Raw genomic sequence first — 18,674 nt, forward strand, 5'->3', positions numbered from 1 at the left:
GGTCTCTGCAAATTAATTAAAACGCACGATCGCGCGCTTTAGGCCGACCTGGAGAACGCCATGTCGGCATGGAAAACCTGCATGATCATCCTCGACCGAGGATCACGTGATGCTGTCGAGAGCCAACGTATGGTCTCCGAGCATGCGCAACGGCGTAGTTGTCGGCGACGATGATGTCGCCCGGCATCCAATGGAATACCATCGCCGCGCGCAAATGCGCACGCAGTATTTCGGCGATCCAGTCATCCGGAATTGGCGTGCCGTCGCCAAAGCAGACATTGCGAGGAAAGTCCTCGCCCTTTAGCATGCTGTTCATTGCACTGCGTACCGAAGGCTCCAGGCAGGCCGGATGGTGCAATAGCACCTGGTTGAAGAAAACATCCATGTCCCTGTCCGGGTGACTTATCACCGCTGGGCGGAAATATTCTGTGCTCAATCGGTCACCGCTGCGCCAGTGCGCCACCACTCCTTGCCGAGCGCAGAGCGACTCGACGGCCTCACGATCGGAGGTTCCAAAGTATTTTTGCCACGTTACGTCAAGGCCGGCGATGAAATTGCGTTTGTAGAGAAGGCCGCGCTTCGATAGCTGTTCTTTTATCTCTTCAGGAAGAGCGGTCAGTACTTTATTGCAATCGCTCAATGGAGTCTCGCCACCCTGCGGTGCAGCTTGCGTACATTGAAAGAAAATATGGCGAGGCGGTGCACTGGTGTGCGAACCCTCATTGTGAAAAAGAATGGAATTTTTTGCCGGATACTTGGTGACATTGAACACGCCGGTGATGCCATCATCTGTCGGCATCATTGGCAGATCCCCGTAGTGGTCGACCAAAGGAATGTCCAGTGCGTCTATGCAGGCACGAAAGCCACTTGTATCCATGACATTCAAGCCGCGCAGCAGAACCCAGCCCGAATCTGACACGCGCGAAAGAATGGCATTGCGATGCTCGCCCACCCATTCGGCCGCGCAAGCCCCTGCCTGATCGGTCACCAGGAGGGAATCGCCAGCACGGTCGGTAAGATCCATGTCTTCGAGAAGATGTTCGGACTTGCTGATCAGCGGATAAGCTTTCGCAGGCATGATGGCTGTGGCTGCTTGCATGTTCAGGTCCTGGTCCTTGCCGGCTGAATGGCGATAGTGGAATTAAGATTGGCATAGGGAAGGGATATGAACTTCATATCGATCCATGCATGATCAATTTTTTGATTTTTTGCGTTTCAGTCATGGGCTCGGCCATCTCTATTCGCCACCTCCGATCGGCACCATCGACGGTGTGGGTATGGAGTTGACTGTTCCTCCAAGCCCCATTTCTTCGATATCTAGAGAAGCTTTGACGGCTTCTTGCCGGAGTTCCCCATCCTGGAGCTTGATGATGCGATCGGCACTATCAAAGTAAGCATCGTCATGACTGATGACAAAGACCATTTTGCCGCGGCGTTTGAGCTCCGGAAGGATCTCCCGATAAAAAACTCGCTTGAACACCGGATCCTGATCTGCCGCCCATTCGTCAAATAGATATATGTGCCTATCCTCTAGATATGAAGACACCAGCGCCAAACGTTTTCTTTGTCCGGTAGACAGGTTGATCGTGGAGAATTTTCCATGTTCCACCGAAACCTTGTGCGAAATCCCCATGGTCTCGATGTAGCGCATCGCGCGCGCTTCTAACGTGGCATCATCGACATCCAGTAGTTGTTCGAATAAATGGAAATCAGCGAAAACAGCAGAGAAATGACTGCGATAATGAAGTCTGTTTTCGTCCGTGACTTCCTGATCGTTCATCCAGATTGAGCCCCGCTCCGGTGGATAGAGGCCAAGCAAAAGCATTGCGAGTGTGGTTTTACCGCTGCCGTTGCCGCCGACGATGAAGATGACTTCGCCCTCGGCAACCTTCAGATCTATGGGGCCAAGCATGAAGTGCCGATCTCCATGATCTGAAGGGAATTTATGAAAAACGCCCCTGAGCTCAAGACTTGCGACGTGAGTGGCAGCCGGCCGCTTCTCTTCGGAGGCTTTATCCTGTAGCGGCTCTAGGTCACCTTCTAACTGCTCTATCCGCTTTAGAGAAACAGCGGCTTGGCGCACTGACGGCAGACTTACCATTAATGCGCTTATCGGCTGAATCATGTATAGAAGCACCAATGTTACGGCGGTTACGGTCTGTGCCGATTCGCCAAGCACGGGCGTTGCAATAAACAAAATCGTGCCGATCACCAGGTAGAACTGCATTGCCCCCAGATTGTTGACCCAGGTGTAGCCCTTCATCGCCTTGCGAAAAGAATGCATGAACTTATGCGAGGTAGGTGCTATCACGTCGTTCACGAATCGCCGGCCGCGATCCTCATTCAGCTGAAGCTCTTTGCTGCCTTCGATCAAGTCACGAAAATGCCCGTGCAGGACATTGATGTGCTCTCGAATCAGTGGGAGCTGCGCCATCGGATGGCGTTCGGCCCAACGATACAAGGTGACGCTTACCAAAAGGCAGCCGGCGAATACTGCAAATATTTTCCAGGAAAGCCATGCAAGATATACCAGGCACGCCAGAATAAGAATCAGATTCCCAAAGGCGAGGGGGATCAGCTGAAATGCCTGAATGAACGTATCCACATCCTTGGTCAGGATGACGGTCAAGCTATGCGCACCCATTCCCTGCAATTTCTTGAGAGGGGTTTTCAAAAGCTTTCGACTCAGGTCGATGCGCAGTTTTAGAATGGCCTGCTGGGTGATGTCGAGCAATGCAATTTCAGATGCCGATTTGCACGCAACCGACACGAGGCAGAGCGCAAAAAAAGCGACCGCAAGAATCCACGGGTTTTCATGGCTCCAAACGCTTTTGCTTATGACTGTCGCGATCGCGGCGCCACTGATGCCGCCGGCAATTCCAGTCACTACGGCGAAGAACAGCAACTTTCGAGATTGCTGATAGAGATACCAAAGCAGGTTCACGCATCAAGCCTGCTATCGCGTCGAGTCGATACAATGCTGCTGGATTGTTGCATTCTTGAGAAATAACGAAGTTCCATGTGCATAAAGATCCTTCGATTGCATTTCTTCCTGAAATGAAGATGCGCACTTCCGATGGAGCGCGAATTTTCTCGACTTCACGCAGCATACACGACCCGCCCTGTCGTCTTTGGCTCGCGATGTAGACAATTATCTTTGTTTGGTGCGCAAAAATTTTCTTCAATGTGTGCTATTCAGCCCCGGTCCTCGCGCGCGCGTGAAAGCCTGTCAGAAGCTGGCCGAAGGCCGCTTGCAGAGATGGGGACGAGGGTGACGTCCTCGTCTAAGGTGTTGTTCGCGCTTGATTCATCTGGTCCTGCGATTTGCAAGCCCCACATCCGTTCTTTAGCGAATCTCAAACACGATGTTTCGACGCCATCGAAGATGCCGGGGGCGATGCCGGCATTTCCAGTCGACGAGTCAAACAAAGACGGAGCTTCCTTCTTCGCTTTTTTTCACCTGATGAAGGCCGACCATGCGCGAGCCGTGGTCCGCATGCCGCTGTCTTTCGGCGGCGGCGCGATGCTTAGATCGAATCGGGGTGACAGAGCGATGCCCTACGGCGTTCCAGGTCTTTCGATGCGCCACGCAACCAACCTCGGTTGCAGTCGCTTCGCGTGCAAGCCTCGCCCTATGAGCATCGCGGCCTGGTCCGGCCTGCCAGTGAGCCAAGCCGGCAAAACGGCCATTGTTTTCGAACGTTTGCCACTCGCCGACGTTCTGCTCCCATCGGATACCGCCGGTCGGGATCTGTTGCGCATGGCGTTGGAGGGAAACAGGCTGCGTCGACTGATAGTGCGGTCGTTCATCGCAGGGCATCATGCAGATGCCTGTACGCCTCCGGTCCTGATCGACGCGTCTGGACCAGGTCTTGGCAGGTGTGCGCCTTGCTGCTTTGTCTGTTGATCGCAGATGCGCCTGGCAGAGGGCGGCGCTGTTGTCGATGCGCGCATCCTGCCAGGCCCCGGCGACGCTTCCGCTCCCCAACCACGGTCTGGTCAAAATTTGCTTGCGTACGGACCCCGCCGTCGCTATGATTCCGCTCCTGCCAGCACATGTGGGGCCATAGCTCAGCTGGGAGAGCGCTTGCATGGCATGCAAGAGGTCGCCGGTTCGATCCCGGCTGGCTCCACCAACTTTTCGGACATAGGCCGTCCGCAAAGCAACATCGTTATCCGCGTCCCCATCGTCTAGAGGCCTAGGACATCACCCTTTCACGGTGGCGACCGGGGTTCGAATCCCCGTGGGGACGCCACTTTTCGAAAACACCCGGCACTGCCGGGTGTTTTTTTGTGCGTGCGGCCGCCGTGTGCGGCGGCTGCGAGATGCGGCAAGCATGCGCTGGAAGCCGAGTGGATCGCTGGCTTCTTCGAGCGAGTGGTGCTGCTGTTCCTTGTCTGCGTGTATCCAGGATGTGCGAGGGCGCCCGTACCCTCACCCCAACCCCTCTCCCGGAGGGAGAGGGGCTTTGGCCGCTCCCTTCTCCCTCCGGGAGAAGGTGCCCCGCAGGGGCGGATGAGTGTCCGGGCGTCGCCTCGCATGGCCAGATTGGTGCAGGCGCTGTGCGCCCCGGACCCTCACCCCAACCCCTCTCCCGGAGGGAGAGGGGCTTGGTGGGGCTGGTGCTGCATCGATGAAGGGCTGACGCTGCACCAGTTCAATGCAGCAGCCGGCGGATCTGCAGGATCGCCTGCGGCGTGCGTTGCACGCTGTGTCCGGAGACGATCACCGTTTCCGAGGCGGCGCCGGGCAGGTGGGCGCTCCAGTACGGCACGATGCCGTCGCTGGACTGCGCCAGCGGCACGCGCGGATCCTCCTGCCCGATGATGGAGTGATAGGTCACCTGCGGTGAGATCGGCAACTGCGCCGCGGCGAGGATGAAAGGGTCGTGGTCGCTGAGGCTGTCGATGCTGTTGGGCAGCCCGTCGAGCATGTTCTTGCCCGCGATGTCCTGGAACTGGTCGAGCACGCGCCGTGGCAGGCCGATCACGGCGCGTGCCAGTTCGCCCACCGTGCCGGCGGCTTCGGGCGTGCCGCGCTGCGGGGTGGCCAGGAAGATCGCCTCGGAGACTTCCGGCATCGGTGCGAACTGCAGCATCGGTCCGAGCCTGGCGTGCAGTGCCTGGCGCGCCTGCGGATCCAGCGCCGCCCCGTCGAACAGGGTTCGCCACAGCCGCTCGCCGTCGCTGGAAGACACCATCAAGCGCGCCAGCACGCCGCCCATGCTGTGCCCGATCAGCACCATGTTATGTGCGGAGACGCTGCGGCGTTGCGGATCGAACTGGTCCAGCGTCTGCTCCAGGGCGTTGCGAACCTGCAGGTGGGTGTAGGGAATCGGCAGGTTGGTCGGGTAGTAGACGAACCAGATCTGATAGCGCGCGCGGACCTGCGGATCGCCGAGCAGGTCGTTGGCCAGGTTGACCCAGGCTTCCGGGCTGCTGGCCAGCCCGTGCAGCAGCACCAGCACGCGCCGGTTCGGATCGTAGGGCTGGGTCAGGAACACGTGCGGCCGGTCGATGCCGTGCCCGAGGCCGAGCAGGGTGCGCAGCGATTGCGCGGCGAAACCGGCGCGCGCCATCCACACGCCGTAGCCGGCGCTGAAATTGGCCGCCAGCGGCACGTCGACACCGCCCATCGTGACCCGATCGCCGAGCGAGGGGTCGTGGACTTCCACGTGCGCGCTGTGGCTGGCCAGCACCTGCTTGAGCGTGCGGCCATCGAAACGCAGCAACACCGTGAGGTTGGGGGTGGGCATGTCGCTGTAGACAGGAGTGGCGTCGGTGCTGCGGATGGCCTCCGCCGCCGGCTGCGGCAGGACCGCGACCATCTCCGCGCCGAAGCCATCGCGCCGATACACGCTGCGCAGTCCGTCGAAACGCAGGCCGCTGGCCGCCAGCATCGTCTCGGGCATCGGCATGTCCTGCGGGTTGCCGACGCCGCTGGCATCCAGCGTCACCGTCCACTCGGGTAGGGCGGCGATCTGCGCGCCGGCCTCGTGCGTGGCAGGCGGATGCCGCCGGTAGCGGGCGAACAACGCGGTCACCGCCTGCTGCACGGCGTAGTTGTAGTAGTCGCGCACCTGGGTCTGGCGTTCCTCGAAGGCGCGTTCGCTGGGCGTGCGTGCGCTGAAGAACAGGTAGGCGTAGGCGTAACGCGCGGTCTGCAGCCAGACGGCCAGCGTGGCATCGCTGGCCGGGTGCTGCCTGGCGGCGCGTTGCGCGGCCAGCAGCGACAGTTCCGCCGCCGTCGCCAGGGTACGCTCCTGATCCATGTCGGCATTGCCGAGCAACCGGTCGATGCATGGCGGCACCGTCGCCGTGCAACGTGCCGCGTCGAGGCCGGCCACGTTCAGCGTCTGCAGCGCGGCATCGCTGGGGCGCGCGGTGCTCAGCGCGTCGCCGCGCTTGGCCTGGATGTAGCGCGCCGCATCCACGCGTTGCAGGGTGACGCTGGCACAGCCGCCGGTGCACAGCGCCATGCACAGCACGACACAGGCCAGGATCGCGCGGTGCCAGCGCCGCCGCTTCATGCCGCGACCTTCGCCGGCTTGCCGGCGCGGCGTGCGAACAGCAGGTCGTACAGCACCGGAATCACCCCCAGGGTCACCAGCGTGCCCAGGGCCAGGCCGCCGATCATGGTGATGGCCATGCCGGTCCACAGCGGCCCGGCGAACAGCATCAGCGGGATCAGGCCGACGATGCAGGTCAGCTTGGTCATCACGATCGGGCGCAGGCGTTTGACCGCGGCGGCGATCACCGCCTCGTGCCGGCTCAGGCCATCGGCCAGTTCGGCCTCGATCCGTTCGAGCAGCAGCACCGCGTTGTTGACGATGATGCCGGCCAGCGCGAGCAGACCGAAGGTGGCCATGAAGCCGAACGGATAACCGGTGACCAGCAGGGCGAGGGTGGCGCCGATCAACACGAACGGAATGCTGGCGACCACGATGAACAGCTTGCGGAACGAATTGAACTGCCAGACGAACAGCAGCAGGATCGCGCCCAGCGCATGCGGCATGTATTGCAGCAGCGCCTGGTTGGCTTCGGCGGCGTCCTCCAGTTCGCCGCCCATCTCGATGCGGTAGCCCGGCGGCAGGCGCAGCGCCGCCACCTTGTCGGCCAGCGCGGCCACCACCTGGTCGGTGGTCAGGTCCGGGTTGCGGCCGGTGATGGTGATGGCGCGGCTCAGGTTGCGGCGCTGGATCGTCGAGGGTTCCGAACTCAGTTGGATGTCGGCGATCGCCGACAGCGGCAGCGGCGCGGCGCCGGAGGACGGGTAGATCGGGGTGTCGCCGGGATTGCCGCTGCGTACACGCGGGTCGCTGTCGCCGCGCAGCACGATCGGCACGTTGCTGCCGTCGTCGTGGATCACCGAGGCGTCCACGCCGCTGTAGCGCAGTTGCAGCGCCTGGGCGATGTCCTCGCTGGCGACGCCGGCGCGGCGCGCCTTGGCCTGGTCCACCTGCACCACGTAGCGCGGAATGCGGCTGTCCCAGTCGTCGCTGACGTCCAGCGTACCGGGCAGGCCGCGCAAGGCGTCGGCGATGCCGGCGGCGATCCGGCGCAGTTGCGTTTCGTCCGGGCCGATCACCCGGTAGATCGCCACGCCGGATTCGGTCGAGCCCAGGGAGAATCGCTTGGGCTCGGCGCGTACCGCCGGGTAGGCCTGGCGCAGGTGGGAGCGCACCTTGGCGATCAGCGCATCGATGTCGCTGCCCGGCCGCACGCTGACGGTGAAGTAGGCGATGTTGGCCGCCGGCAGCGGCGGGTTCAGCCCGAGCACGATGCGCGGGCCGCCGTCGGCGACGTAGCCGATGCTGTCGACGATCTGCGGGTTCTGCCGGCGGTCGGCCAGCCACTGGCTGATCGATTGCACGGTGCGCAGGGTCTCGCGCGCATCGCTGCCCGGTTGCAGGGTCACCGGCATCTGGAACTGCAGGCGGTCGGACTTGGGCAGGAAGCTGTACGGCACCGAGGCCAGCACGGTCACCGCCAGGGCGAGCAGGGCGAGCATGCTGCCCAGGAACAGCGCCTTGTGCGCCAGCAGCGCCTCGATCGTGCGCCGGTACAGCCGGTACGGCTTGGAGGTGTAGCTGTCGCCATGTCCATCGGCCGGCGCGACATGCGCGCGGGCGAAGTACATGCACAGCAGCGGGGTGATGGTGATGCTGAGCAGCCAGGAGCCGAGCAGGGTCACCGCCAGCACGATCGCCAGCGAACGCATGTATTCGTTGGTGCTGGTCTGGCCGAAGAAGAACGGCGAGAACGCCAGCACGATCACCAGGGAAGAGGTCAGCAGCGGGATCGCCAGGCTGCGGCCGGCGGCCTCGCAGGCGGCGCGGCGTTCCTCGCCGGCGGCCAGGCGCCGTTCGATGTCCTCGGCGATGACGATGCCGTTGTCCACCAGCAGGCCCAGCGCCAGGATGATCGCGGCGATGGACACGGTCTGCAGTTCCACGCCCAACACCCGCATCGCGATCAGCGCGCCGAGGATGGTCAGCGGCACGATCGCACCGACGATCAGGCCGGTGCGCCAACCGAGGAACAGCATCACCACTGCCATCACGATGACGATGGTCTCGCCCATCACGTGATGCATCTTGCCCATCTCGCGCTCGACCACGTCGGCCTGGAAGGTGACCACGTGTTGCGCGAAACCCACCGGCAGCATCTTGGCGGTCTCGCCCAGGGTGCGGCGCAGCGCCTTGCCCACCTCGGCGACGTTGTTGCCCGGCGCCATCGACACCGCCACCACCACCGCCGGCTGGCCCTGGTAGATGGCGCCGGCCTCCGGCGGATCCACCGGCATCAGCTCGATCCGCGCCAGTTGCGCCAGCGGGATCTGCCGTGGGCCGTCGGCGCCCTGCGTGGCGATCGGGGCATTGCGCAGGTCGTCGAGATCGCGCACCTCGCCGGAGGTGGTCACGGTCATCGCCATGCCCGACGCGGCAACCAGGCCGCCGCCGGCGACCACGTTCTGCGCGCGCAGTTGCTGCGCGACCGCGGCCGGAGTGAGGCCGGCCTCGCCCAGCCTGGTGCGGTCGAAGGCGACATAGACGCGCTCGTCCTGCAGGCCGTGGAAGGTGACCCGCTCGACGCCCGGCACGGCGTACAGCTGCGCACGCATCTGCCGCAGCGGTCCGAGCATCTCGGCGGTGTTGAAGCCGGGCGCGGTGACCGCGATCGAGGCGATGGCGACGCGGCCGAAGTCGTCGTCGACCAGCGGCCCCTGCGTACCCGCGGGCAGCTCGGCACCGGCCTCGGCCGCCTTGCTGCGCACCCGCTGCCACAACGCCGGCAGGTCCTTGACGCTGTCCTGCGCGGTGACCTGCACGATGGCGCTGCCGGGATGGATGGTGGTGACGATCTTCTTCAGCCCGCTGACCTCGCGCAGCCGTTCCTCCAGCGGACGTGCGAGCAGGTTCTCCACGCGCTCGCTGGGCATGCCGGGGTAGCCGACCTGCACGATCGCATCGCGCACGGTCACGCTGGGTTCCTCCTGCGAGGGGAAACCGAGAAAGGTGACGATGCCGCCGATCAGGATCAGGGCGGCGCTGAACAGCGCCAGGCGGCTCGATTGCAGGGTGGCGCGGGTCAGGTTCATGGCGAGGTGGTGCCGAGGCGGGTGGTGGGACGGAACGGCACGACGTGCTGGCCGTCGTGGAGGAAGGCGGCGCCGGCGGCGACGATGCGCTCGCCCGGGGCCAGGCCATGCAGGATCTGCACGCGGCCGCCTTCGGCGTGCCCGGTGACGACCTGACGACGGCGCACGCTGCCGCTGTCCTGGCGGTACACGAACAGCATGGTTTGGCCGTCGGCCATGCTCGGGATCAGCGCACTCAACGGCACGCTCGGCGCCTGATCGGCGGCGCTGTCGGGCAGGGCCAGCAGCAGCGATTCGCCGCTGCGCGGCTGCGCCGCGTCGGCGCCGGTGCTGTCGAACAGCGCCTGCACGGTGGCGCCGCCGTCCACGCGTTCGGACACGCTGCGCAGGCGCAGCGGCAGCGCCTGCTGCGGTGCGCTGCTGCGGTAGGCGAGGACGCTTTGGCCCGGTTGCAGCGCCGCCGCGCGATCGGCCGGCAGCGTCGCCAGCACCTGCGCGCGATCCGCGCCGTCCAGTTGCAGGACCGGCTGGCCCGCGCTCACAAGACTGTCGGGCTGCTGCAGGCGTGCCACCACGCTGCCGTCGAACGGTGCGCGCAGTTCCGATTGGCGCACCGCGCGGCGCGCCAGCGCCAGGTCCGACTGCGCGCTGCGGACCTTCGCCTGCGCCGCGGCGAAGGCGCTCTTGGCCGCGGTCAGGGTCGCGGCCGAGGCGGCGCCGTCGTCGAACATGGCCTGCTGCTGGGCGAGCTGGGTCTGCTGCTGCTGCAGGTCTGCCGCGGCGATGCCGACGCCGGCCTCGGCCTGCTGCAGGCGCAGGTTGTTCGGTTCCGGGTCCAGGCGTGCGAGCACTTGGCCGGCGCGCACGCGGTCGCCCACGTCCACGGCGATGGCGGCAATGCGGCCGCCGCCTTCGAAGCCGAGATCGGCGCGTTCTTGCTGGCGCACCTGGGCGAGGTAGCGGGTGCTGTCGCGCGCGGCATCGCTGCCGACGGTTTCCAGCTTGACCGCGCGCGGCGCGTCGGCGGGCGGTGCGGCCTCGCGGCCGCAGCCGGACAGCGCCAGCACGGCCAGCGGCAGGCACAGCGAAAGAAGCAGGGTGGGGCGCAGGGTCATGATCGGCGGTGTCCCGGGAACGTTCAGAAGGTGTAGGTGACGGTGGCGCCGCCGCCGGCAGCGGCGCGGCGACGCACCACCGGGCTGCCGTCGGCGGGGCCGACGTAGCGGGTGGCGTTGAGCAGCAGCGAGGCGGTCCAGTGCGGCGATAGGGTGTGATCCCATTCGGCGCCGACGGTGTAGGCGTACACGCCGGCATCGGCGCGGTGCGGTTGGAATCCGCTGGTCAGGTTTTGCGCCTCGGTGACGCCGAAGTACGCCTGGTTGAAGCGGCGGTCGCCGACGTGCGCGTCCAGGTCCAGGGTCACGTTGTCGGCCGCCGCCTGCAGCAGGGTGAAGCGCGCGCCGGCGCGGTAGCGGTTGCGGCGCGCACCGTCCTTCAGCGCGAACTCCGCCTCGGCGTCCAGCGCCAGGTACGGGGTGAGCTGCTGCATGACCAGGCTGCGTGCGGTGATCGCGCCGGGCACGTCGCCCATGCCGGCCAGGCGCTTGGAGCCGGGGCGCCAGCTGCTGTTGCGCTGCAGACGGCCCAGGTCGTAGCCGAACGACTGGCTGGCGGAGAAGCCGTGCGCGTTCTGGAACTGGACGCCGGCGCCGCGCAGCGTGTCCGCGAACAGGATGCCGCGCTGTATCGAAAACACCGGCACCGCCTGCACGCGGTCGTCGGCGGAGCCGGGATAGCGCGGAGTCAGCATGGCGCCGGCGCCCACGCTCACTTGGGTGCGGTCGCCGAACAGGCCGGCGCTGGGGGCCGGATCGGGGTCTGCGGCGTGCGCGGCCGGCGGCAGCGCCAGCACCGCCACGGTCAGCGTGGGCGACAGAACGGACAGGAGATGTTTCATCGGGGCAACCTCGTGCGGGGGGAAGTTCAGGGCGCGTGCGACAACGGCACGCCGTAGAACGCGCGGAACAGCGCGATGCGATCGAGCAACAGGTCCTGCCGCGCCTGCAGATGCGTCAGTTCGGCCTGCGCGGCCTGGATGTCGCCGGTCAACAGCTCGGGGCGGTCCTGCAGACCTTGCGCGACGCGCTGCTGCAGGCGCGCCACACGCTGGCGTTCGCGTTCGACATTGGAGCGTTCGCCGCGCTCGCGCTGCTGCAGTGCCGGCAGCGCATCCAGCGCATCGGCGACCTCGCGGAACGCGGCCTCCACGGTCTTCTCGTAGTCGGCCACCGCGCCGTCCTTGCGCAGCTGTGCGATGTCCAGGTTGGCGCGGTTGCGGCCGCCGTCGAACAGCGGCAGCACCAGTTGCGGCATGAAGCTCCAGGTGCGGCTGCCGGGCATGAACAGGCCGTTCAACGCCTCGCTGGCGGTGCCCAGCGACGTGCTCAGGCGGATCGACGGGAAGAACGCGGCGCGTGCGGCGCCGATGTCGGCATTGCGCGCGCGCAGTTCGGCCTCGGCCTGGCGGATGTCCGGGCGCTGCAGCAGCAACTGCGAGTCGAGGTCGCGCCAGGTGCGGCCGTCGTCCTGCCCGGCACCCGGCAGCAGGTCCTGCAAGGTGCCGGCGCCGTCCGGCGTAGCGTAGCCGGCGAGCAGTTGCAGGGCGCGGCGAGCGGCGGCGTGATCGCTGGTGGCCTGCTGCGCGCGCGCCTGCGCCTGGTCGTCGTCGTGGCGCTGGCGGTCCAGCGCATCGCGGGAGATCAGCCCGACCGTCTGCTGGCGCGTGGCGATCGCAAGCAGTGCGGCACTGCGCTCGGCGATGGTCTGCGCCTGCTGCTGGCTCTGCAGGGCAGCACGCTCCAGTGTGTAGGCGCGCAGCACCTCGGCGATCAGCGCGCCGCGCGCCGCCTGGCGGCCTTCTTCGGAGGCCAGGTAACGCTGTTGCGCCGCAGCCGACAGCGAGGCCAGCTTGCCGAACAGGTCCAGTTCGAAGCCATCCACGCCGACCGCGACGGTACTCAGCTTCTGGCCATAGCGCGCCTGCGTGGCCGCGTCGTCGTAGCTGCGGCGCGCGCCCTGGGCATCGAGGCCCAGCTGCGGCAGCTGCTGCGCGCGTTCGATGCGGTACTGGGCGCGCGCCTGCTGCACGGTCAGCACGGCATTGCGGAAGTCCGGGTCGTGTGCCAGCGCCAGGGTGACGAGTGGGGTCAGGTCGTGCTGCGGCGAGAACGTGCGCACGAACTGCTGCTCCTGCTCGGTGAGCGCACTATCGCTTCGGCCAGGTGCCGCGGCCACGGTTGCGGTGGCCGCGCCCAGGGTGGGTGGCAGTGCGGTTTGCGGGCGCTGGTAGACCGGCGCCAAAGAGCAGCCACCCAAGGCGAGTGCGAGAAGCCCGAGCAGGGCGCGGGTGCGACACGGGCGAAGCGGCAGGGACGGTAGAATCATGGCAGCGGTCGGGTGATCGAACTCGACTGCCAGCATCGGCGGGCATGTTCAAGCCGCCTTCTAGGAATCTTCAAGATTCCATCAAGACGCCAAACACGGGCACCGGGCAATGCACGCGAAGAAGATCCTGCTGGTCGAAGACGATGCCGACAGCGCCAGCATCCTCGAGGCCTACCTGCGCCGCGACGGCTTCGAGGTCACCATCGCCGAGGACGGGCAGAAGGCGGTGGCGGTGCATGCGCAGTGGAAGCCGGACCTGGTGCTGCTGGACGTGATGCTGCCGCGGCTCAGTGGCACCGAGGTGCTGTCCACGATCCGCCGCAGCAGCGACACGCCGGTGATCATGGTCACCGCGATGGGCGACGAACCGGAGAAGCTCGGCGCGCTGCGTTACGGCGCCGACGACTACGTGGTCAAGCCGTACAGCCCCAAGGAAGTGGTGGCGCGGGTGTATGCGGTGCTGCGCCGCGCCGGGCCGGCGCGCGCCAGCGAGGAACCGCTGCGCCACGAGCGCCTCACCGTGGACACCGCGGCGGTGCGCGCCATGGTGCGTAATGCCGACGGCCACGAGGTGGCGCTGGAACTGACCCCGACCGAATTCAACATCCTGGCGACGCTGATGAAGACGCCGTTCAAGGCCTTCACCCGCAGCGAACTGCTGGAGATCTGCCTGCCCGACAGCGATGCGCTGGAGCGGGTGGTGGATGCGCACGTGCACAACCTGCGCAAGAAGTTGGAACACGAGCAGGTCACCGGGCTGCTGGTGACGGTGCGCGCCATCGGTTACCGCTTCCGATGAACTGGGCCTGGTTCCGCCGCAAACGCCACGCGCCGCTGTGGCAATGGGTAGGCCTGCGCATGAGCGCGCTGGCGGTGCTGACCATCATCGCGATCGCGCTGGGCATGGTGCTGCGCTTCGCGATCTGGGACGTCTCCACCCTGAGCCGCCTGCCGCCGCAGGCCCGGCAGGAGATGCTGCAGCTGCGCGAGGATCCGCACAGCAATGCGCGGCGCCTGTGGGAACTGTTCGAAACCTATTACGACGTGGCCGACTTCCTGCCCGGGCTGGCCAGCCGCGACTGGTGGCTGCTGGCCGGCATGGTGCTGGCGTCGATCCCGGTGATCGTGGTCTGCGGCCTGCTCGCTTCGCGGCCATTGTCGCGGCAGTTCTCCAATGTGGCCGAGGCGGCGCGGCGGATCAGCGATGGCGATTTCGCCGCACGCGCCAGGGTGGTGCCTGGCGCCCCCGACGAGCTGGCGGGGCTGGCGACGGACTTCAATGGCATGAGCGCGCAGCTGCAGCGGTACGAGCGCGAGGTGCGCGAGTCCAGCGCGATGCTGGCGCACGAACTGCGCACCCCGCTCAACGCGGCGATGGGGCGGGTGCAGGGCATGCTCGACCAGGTGTTCCCGAGCAGCGAGGAGCAGTTGCGCATGGTCCAGCGCCAGCTGGAGCAGATCAATCGCCTGGTCGGCGACCTGCACCTGCTGTCGATGGCCCGCGCCAACCAGTTGATGCTGGAGCCGCAGCGGTTCGCACTCGGCGCCCTGGTCCGCGAACGCCTGACCTGGGCGGCGCAGCCGCTGCAGGAGGCCGGCATGCAGGTGCAGGTGCGCATTCCCGAGCAGTTGCACATCAGCGCCGACCGCGACCGCCTGGGCCAGGTGCTGTCGGTGCTGATCGACAATGCGCTGCGCTACGCCGCGACCGGCGGCGAACTGGTGCTGGAGGCGCAGGCCGATGCCGATGGCGTGCTGATCCTCGTGGCCGATCGCGGTCCCGGCGTCGACGAGGAAGCGCTGGCGCGGATGGGCGACCGTTTCTGGCGCGCCGACGATTCGCGGGCACGCCATTCCGGCGGCAGCGGCCTCGGCCTGTCGATCGCCGCGGCCATCTGCCAGGCCCACGGCGGCACGCTGGAGTTCGCCAACCGCGCGGGCGGTGGGCTGTGCGCGCGGGTGCGCCTGCCGCATGCGCCTGCCGGCGACGCGGATGCGCTGGTCACAGGTGCGTCCGCGGCGAACCCACGCAAGCGCCTGGCCTGAGGCTCTTAACGACTGTGGGATGTGGCGGGGGCTTGGCCAGCGGGAGTGGCGCACAATTCGCCCCATCGCAGTGCCCATGCTCGATGTCGTGGCGAACGGCGCCTCGTCGATGAACCCGTCGACCGCGGCACGTCCACGCGCCGAACTGCGGAGCGCAGATGCGGTTCTTCATCTGGCTGTCCACGCGGCACGAACCACCGATGACCGGCTTGGCGGTAAAGTGCATCAAGGTCGACACCTGCATCGGCCCGCCCGTGCCGCAAATCGGATCCCGCAATGCACGCAGACAGCACCGCCCTCCCAACTGGAACCACCCCCGCCGAATGGCGCTCCATCGAGCACGCCGCCACCCGGGAACTGCAACGTCGCACCGAGGCGGCGCATACGGCGGTGATCGCGCTGCTGCAGACCCACGCCGCTGCGTTCAGCGCTAAACAGCGCGCCCAGATCCGGCGGCGGTTGGCGCGGGGCGGCTGAATCCCGCGGCCGCAGGTGCGGCAGTGCGACATGCGAGGGGTGCGTGATGCCGCAGCCAGCGAGGGAATGACAGGCGCCATCGACCGGCGTCGCATGCCCAGTTGTCAGCGCAAAGGCACACGCGGTCGGTGGGCCAACGACGCAGCCGCCCACGTGCCGCGTGTCCGGCGCCGACCATGTCGCTGATTGCCACACGACCTCGGCTATCATCGGCCAGACGCTGAGATGAGTAAGGATATGGAAGTGCGACTCACGCGCGAGCAGGTCCTCGCGCTTGCGCCGGATGCGGCATCGGCCAAGGCGGCCGCCGGCCTGGCCACGGACGGGAAGTGGGGCCTTCTCGGCGCCGACGCCGAGGTGCTGTGGGGAGAATGCCAGGGCAGTGGTGCCAAGCCCTACCAGACCCAGGTGGACCTAGTCGCACTGGTCAGCCGTTGCTCGTGCCCCAGCCGCAAGTTTCCGTGCAAGCACGGGCTGGCCATGCTGCTGCTGTATGCCGACGGCAACCCACGCTGCGTGCCGGGCACCCGCCCGGCCTGGGTCGAGGAATGGATGCAGGGACGTCGCGAACGCGCGGCGCGCAAGGAGGAAGTCGCCGCCAGCAAGCCGCCGCCCGATCCGCAGGTCCAGGCCGCGGCGGCGGCCAGGCGCGAACAGGCGCGTTGGGCGCGCATGCAGGCCGGCGCGGCCGAACTGCAACGCTGGATCGCCGACCAGTTCCGCCAGGGCCTGGCCAATCTGGGCGCGGAATTCGACCAGGACGCGCGGCGCATGATGGCGCGCATGGTCGATGCGCAGGCTCCCGGCCTGGCCGCGCAGTTGGAGCGCGCCGTGGGCGAGGGCGGCCGCGATCTCGCGCAGCTCGCCGACCTCGGCGAACGCCTCGGCCTGCTGCAACTGTTGGCACAGGCGGTGCCGCACGCAGGGGATTTCAGCGCCGCGCGCCAGGCGGACCTGCGTGCCGCGCTGGGCTGGCCGCTGGAGCGCGACACCGTGTTGCGCGAAGGCGAGGCGGTGCACGATCGTTGGCATGTGCAGGGCCAGCACCTGATCGAGCAGCCGGGCAATCTGCTGGAACGCCGGGTGTGGCTGCAGGGCCTGGACAGTGGCCGCCCCGCGCTGCTGCAGGAGTACAGCCACGGGGGGCGCGGATGGGAGCAGCATTGGCGTAACGGTCATGTGCATGCCGGCTGCCTGCATTTCCATCCGGGTACGGTGCCGTTGCGCGCCGTGCCGGGCGAACTCGATGCCGGCGTGGAGGCCGGCGCCGCGCTGCCACGCACCGACACCCTGGACGCCGCCGCCCGTGCGCATGCGCTCAACCCATGGCTGCCGCAGGTGCCGATGCGCCTGCAGGAGGCGCAGATCGCGCACGATGGCCGCAGCGTCCGGGCGCAGCACAGCGAAGGCAGCCTGCCGTTGCAGCTGCCCGCGATGCAGGGTTGGGCGCTGCTCGCGTTCGCCGGCGGTCATCCTGTCTGCCTGATGGGCGAGTGGGACGGCGACACGCTGTCGCCGCTCAGCGCGTGGAACGCACAGGGCGAGCGTTGGGAAAGGAGCGCGGCATGAACGAGGCCTGGTTGAAACCGGCGCTGCTGGGTATCGATCGCCCGCAACGGATTGCCCTCGATGGCGCACTCGGCGAGGTGCTCGCCGCCATCGCCACGCAGGACGATGCCGCACTGGGCTACAGCCTGCAGGTGGGCGCGTTGGCCGCCTGCCGGCGTGCGGCGCTGCGTCTCGGCGCGCCACTGCCGCTACCGCCGCCCGCGCCGCCCGATCCGCAAGCGCTGCCCGCAGACCATGCCTGGGTGCCGCTGTTGCGGGCGCTGTTCGCCAGCGCGCAGCCCGCAGCGTGGCTGAAACGCCTTCGCCACGAAGCCTGCCTGCAACTGGCCGCACGCGGCCAGCATCTGCCGGTCGCAGTACTGCCGCAGGCATTGGACGCGGGGGCGCGCCTGAGCGCGTTGCGGGGCGCATTGCGCCCGGTGCTGGGCGCGCGTGGCCGCTGGCTCGCGGCGCGCAACGCGGAGTGGACCTACGCCGCCGATGCGGTAGCGGCGGCGCAGACGCCTGCCGATCTGGCGCGGATCTGGGAGGAGGGCACGTTCGATGCGCGCCTGCTGGCCTTGCGGCAGTTGCGCGCGTCCGACCCCGACGGCGCGCGCCAGCGCCTGCAGGACGCGCAAAATGAACTGTCCGCACGTGAACGCGCCGCCTGCGTCGATGCGTTGCGGCCGCAGTTGTGCGAGGCCGATGCGCCGTTCCTGCAGCAACTGCTGAAGGACCGCAGCCGCGAGGTCCGCCAGTTGGCCGGGCCGATGCTGGCGCGGTTGCCGTCCACCGCACATGCGCAGTACCTGCAAGCGCAGATGTCGGCGGTGTTGCAACAGCAGCGCACGGGCCTGTTGCGCCGGGTGAGCTGGACCCTGGAGGCGCCGAGGGCGGCCGATGCCGGCTGGAACGAGGCGGCCATCGACAGCAAGCGGCCCGGCAGCGACGCGCTCGGTGAGCGCGCCTGGTGGCTCTATCAACTGGCGCGGCAGTTGCCGCTCGCCTGGTGGTGCCGCACGCTGGAGAAGACCCCGCAAGAGGTGCTGGCCTGGTCCCGCACCACGGAGTGGGACGCCGCCCTGCTGCGTGCCTGGCTTGAGCAGGTGGACGCCAGCGAGCCGGCCTGGGTGGAAGCCCTGCTCGACGTGGAGCAACGGCAGCGCAGCCCGAGCGAGCTGCTGGCCCTGCTGCCGCCGGAGCAGCGCGAGCGCTACTGGCCGCCGAGTACCGCGCAACTGCAGCGACAGGCGCTGCTCGGCGAGGTGCTGGCCGGCACCGCCCACGGCCAGCACTTGAGCGCCGCCTATTCGCAGTCGCTGGCGACAGACCTGGGCTCGCTGTTCGGCGCTCCGATGCTGCGCCACGACTATCTGCTGCGCGACGCGCTGCTGGAACTGCTCGCCGTCCTGCATCCATCCGCATTGCCGCGGGTGCAGGTGGCCGATCCGCCGGCGGACGCCAGCGCCGCCTTGCTCGATTGCGTGCAGCAGGCCCGCCAGCTCCTGGTCCTGCGCCAGACCCTGCACGCCGCATCCTGATCCTTACGCCTTCC

Annotated in this window: 13 protein-coding genes and 2 tRNA genes; 7 read left to right on the forward strand and 8 right to left on the reverse strand. The window is 67.0% G+C overall.

Annotated features, from left to right (window positions below):
- Positions 1–85 precede the first annotated feature (85 nt).
- The 3 genes from RAB70_RS13420 to RAB70_RS13430 form a co-directional block, all read right to left on the reverse strand.
- The gene (locus RAB70_RS13420) at positions 86–1,099 is read right to left on the reverse strand and encodes a TauD/TfdA family dioxygenase (RefSeq protein ID WP_148829999.1); all 1,014 of its coding nucleotides are present in this window, start codon (positions 1,097–1,099) and stop codon (positions 86–88) included.
- A 138-nt stretch (positions 1,100–1,237) separates the two neighbouring features.
- Positions 1,238–2,944, reverse strand: coding sequence for a cyclic peptide export ABC transporter (locus tag RAB70_RS13425; protein WP_148830000.1), 1,707 nt, complete (start codon positions 2,942–2,944; stop codon positions 1,238–1,240).
- Between the two features lie 477 nt (positions 2,945–3,421).
- Positions 3,422–3,823 (reverse strand): hypothetical protein, encoded by a 402-nt coding sequence (locus tag RAB70_RS13430; RefSeq protein WP_148830001.1) that lies wholly within the window; start codon positions 3,821–3,823, stop codon positions 3,422–3,424.
- Between the two features lie 237 nt (positions 3,824–4,060).
- Between RAB70_RS13430 and RAB70_RS13435 the strand changes: the two genes are divergently transcribed.
- Positions 4,061–4,136 (forward strand) — tRNA-Ala (locus tag RAB70_RS13435).
- A 44-nt stretch (positions 4,137–4,180) separates the two neighbouring features.
- Positions 4,181–4,256: transfer RNA gene (locus tag RAB70_RS13440), tRNA-Glu, on the forward strand.
- Positions 4,257–4,658: 402 nt separating this feature from the next.
- Here the strand turns inward: RAB70_RS13440 and RAB70_RS13445 are convergent.
- Genes RAB70_RS13445 through RAB70_RS13465 form a run of 5 tightly spaced genes read right to left on the reverse strand, consistent with a single transcriptional unit; the run spans position 4,659 to position 13,081 of the window.
- Positions 4,659–6,530, reverse strand: coding sequence for an alpha/beta fold hydrolase (locus RAB70_RS13445; protein WP_148828748.1), 1,872 nt, complete (start codon positions 6,528–6,530; stop codon positions 4,659–4,661).
- Positions 6,527–9,601, reverse strand: a complete 3,075-nt coding sequence (locus RAB70_RS13450; RefSeq protein WP_148828747.1) for an efflux RND transporter permease subunit — start codon at positions 9,599–9,601, stop codon at positions 6,527–6,529. The genes RAB70_RS13445 and RAB70_RS13450 overlap by 4 nt, the downstream gene beginning before the upstream one ends.
- Positions 9,598–10,716 carry an efflux RND transporter periplasmic adaptor subunit gene (locus tag RAB70_RS13455; RefSeq protein WP_148828746.1) on the reverse strand — a complete coding sequence of 373 codons (1,119 nt, stop codon included), beginning with the start codon at positions 10,714–10,716 and terminating at the stop codon, positions 9,598–9,600. Before RAB70_RS13455 ends, RAB70_RS13450 begins: the two co-directional genes overlap by 4 nt.
- A 23-nt stretch (positions 10,717–10,739) precedes the next feature.
- On the reverse strand, positions 10,740–11,558 hold the full coding sequence (locus tag RAB70_RS13460) for a MipA/OmpV family protein (protein ID WP_148828745.1): 819 nt from the start codon (positions 11,556–11,558) through the stop codon (positions 10,740–10,742).
- Positions 11,559–11,584: 26 nt separating this feature from the next.
- On the reverse strand, positions 11,585–13,081 hold the full coding sequence (locus RAB70_RS13465; protein WP_148828744.1) for an efflux transporter outer membrane subunit: 1,497 nt from the start codon (positions 13,079–13,081) through the stop codon (positions 11,585–11,587).
- A gap of 73 nt (positions 13,082–13,154) precedes the next feature.
- Here RAB70_RS13465 and RAB70_RS13470 point away from each other — a divergent pair, with 73 nt between their 5' ends.
- The 5 genes from RAB70_RS13470 (at position 13,155) to RAB70_RS13490 (ending at position 18,660) form a co-directional block, all read left to right on the forward strand.
- Positions 13,155–13,844 (forward strand): response regulator, encoded by a 690-nt coding sequence (locus tag RAB70_RS13470; protein WP_148828743.1) that lies wholly within the window; start codon positions 13,155–13,157, stop codon positions 13,842–13,844.
- Positions 13,841–15,091, forward strand: coding sequence for a cell wall metabolism sensor histidine kinase WalK (locus RAB70_RS13475; protein WP_148828742.1), 1,251 nt, complete (start codon positions 13,841–13,843; stop codon positions 15,089–15,091). Before RAB70_RS13470 ends, RAB70_RS13475 begins: the two co-directional genes overlap by 4 nt.
- Positions 15,092–15,367: 276 nt before the next feature.
- Positions 15,368–15,568, forward strand: a complete 201-nt coding sequence (locus RAB70_RS13480) for a hypothetical protein (RefSeq protein WP_148828741.1) — start codon at positions 15,368–15,370, stop codon at positions 15,566–15,568.
- 225 nt (positions 15,569–15,793) lie between these two features.
- Positions 15,794–17,137, forward strand: coding sequence for an SWIM zinc finger family protein (locus RAB70_RS13485; protein ID WP_267083448.1), 1,344 nt, complete (start codon positions 15,794–15,796; stop codon positions 17,135–17,137).
- The gene (locus RAB70_RS13490) at positions 17,134–18,660 is read left to right on the forward strand and encodes a DUF5691 domain-containing protein (protein WP_148828740.1); all 1,527 of its coding nucleotides are present in this window, start codon (positions 17,134–17,136) and stop codon (positions 18,658–18,660) included. Before RAB70_RS13485 ends, RAB70_RS13490 begins: the two co-directional genes overlap by 4 nt.
- Positions 18,661–18,674: the final 14 nt, after the last annotated feature.

It is taken from the genome of Xanthomonas sontii, from assembly GCF_040529055.1.
Classification (GTDB): domain Bacteria; phylum Pseudomonadota; class Gammaproteobacteria; order Xanthomonadales; family Xanthomonadaceae; genus Xanthomonas_A; species Xanthomonas_A sontii.

Coding starts and splice junctions, on each gene's coding strand:
- RAB70_RS13420 (WP_148829999.1), bottom strand. CDS start 1,099: ATGCAAGCAGCCACAGCCATCATGCCTGCGAAAGCTTATCCGCTGATC.
- RAB70_RS13430 (WP_148830001.1), bottom strand. CDS start 3,823: ATGATGCCCTGCGATGAACGACCGCACTATCAGTCGACGCAGCCTGTT.
- RAB70_RS13445 (WP_148828748.1), bottom strand. CDS start 6,530: ATGAAGCGGCGGCGCTGGCACCGCGCGATCCTGGCCTGTGTCGTGCTG.
- RAB70_RS13450 (WP_148828747.1), bottom strand. CDS start 9,601: ATGAACCTGACCCGCGCCACCCTGCAATCGAGCCGCCTGGCGCTGTTC.
- RAB70_RS13455 (WP_148828746.1), bottom strand. CDS start 10,716: ATGACCCTGCGCCCCACCCTGCTTCTTTCGCTGTGCCTGCCGCTGGCC.
- RAB70_RS13460 (WP_148828745.1), bottom strand. CDS start 11,558: ATGAAACATCTCCTGTCCGTTCTGTCGCCCACGCTGACCGTGGCGGTG.
- RAB70_RS13465 (WP_148828744.1), bottom strand. CDS start 13,081: ATGCTGGCAGTCGAGTTCGATCACCCGACCGCTGCCATGATTCTACCG.
- RAB70_RS13470 (WP_148828743.1), top strand. CDS start 13,155: ATGCACGCGAAGAAGATCCTGCTGGTCGAAGACGATGCCGACAGCGCC.
- RAB70_RS13475 (WP_148828742.1), top strand. CDS start 13,841: ATGAACTGGGCCTGGTTCCGCCGCAAACGCCACGCGCCGCTGTGGCAA.
- RAB70_RS13480 (WP_148828741.1), top strand. CDS start 15,368: ATGCACGCAGACAGCACCGCCCTCCCAACTGGAACCACCCCCGCCGAA.
- RAB70_RS13485 (WP_267083448.1), top strand. CDS start 15,794: ATGAGTAAGGATATGGAAGTGCGACTCACGCGCGAGCAGGTCCTCGCG.
- RAB70_RS13490 (WP_148828740.1), top strand. CDS start 17,134: ATGAACGAGGCCTGGTTGAAACCGGCGCTGCTGGGTATCGATCGCCCG.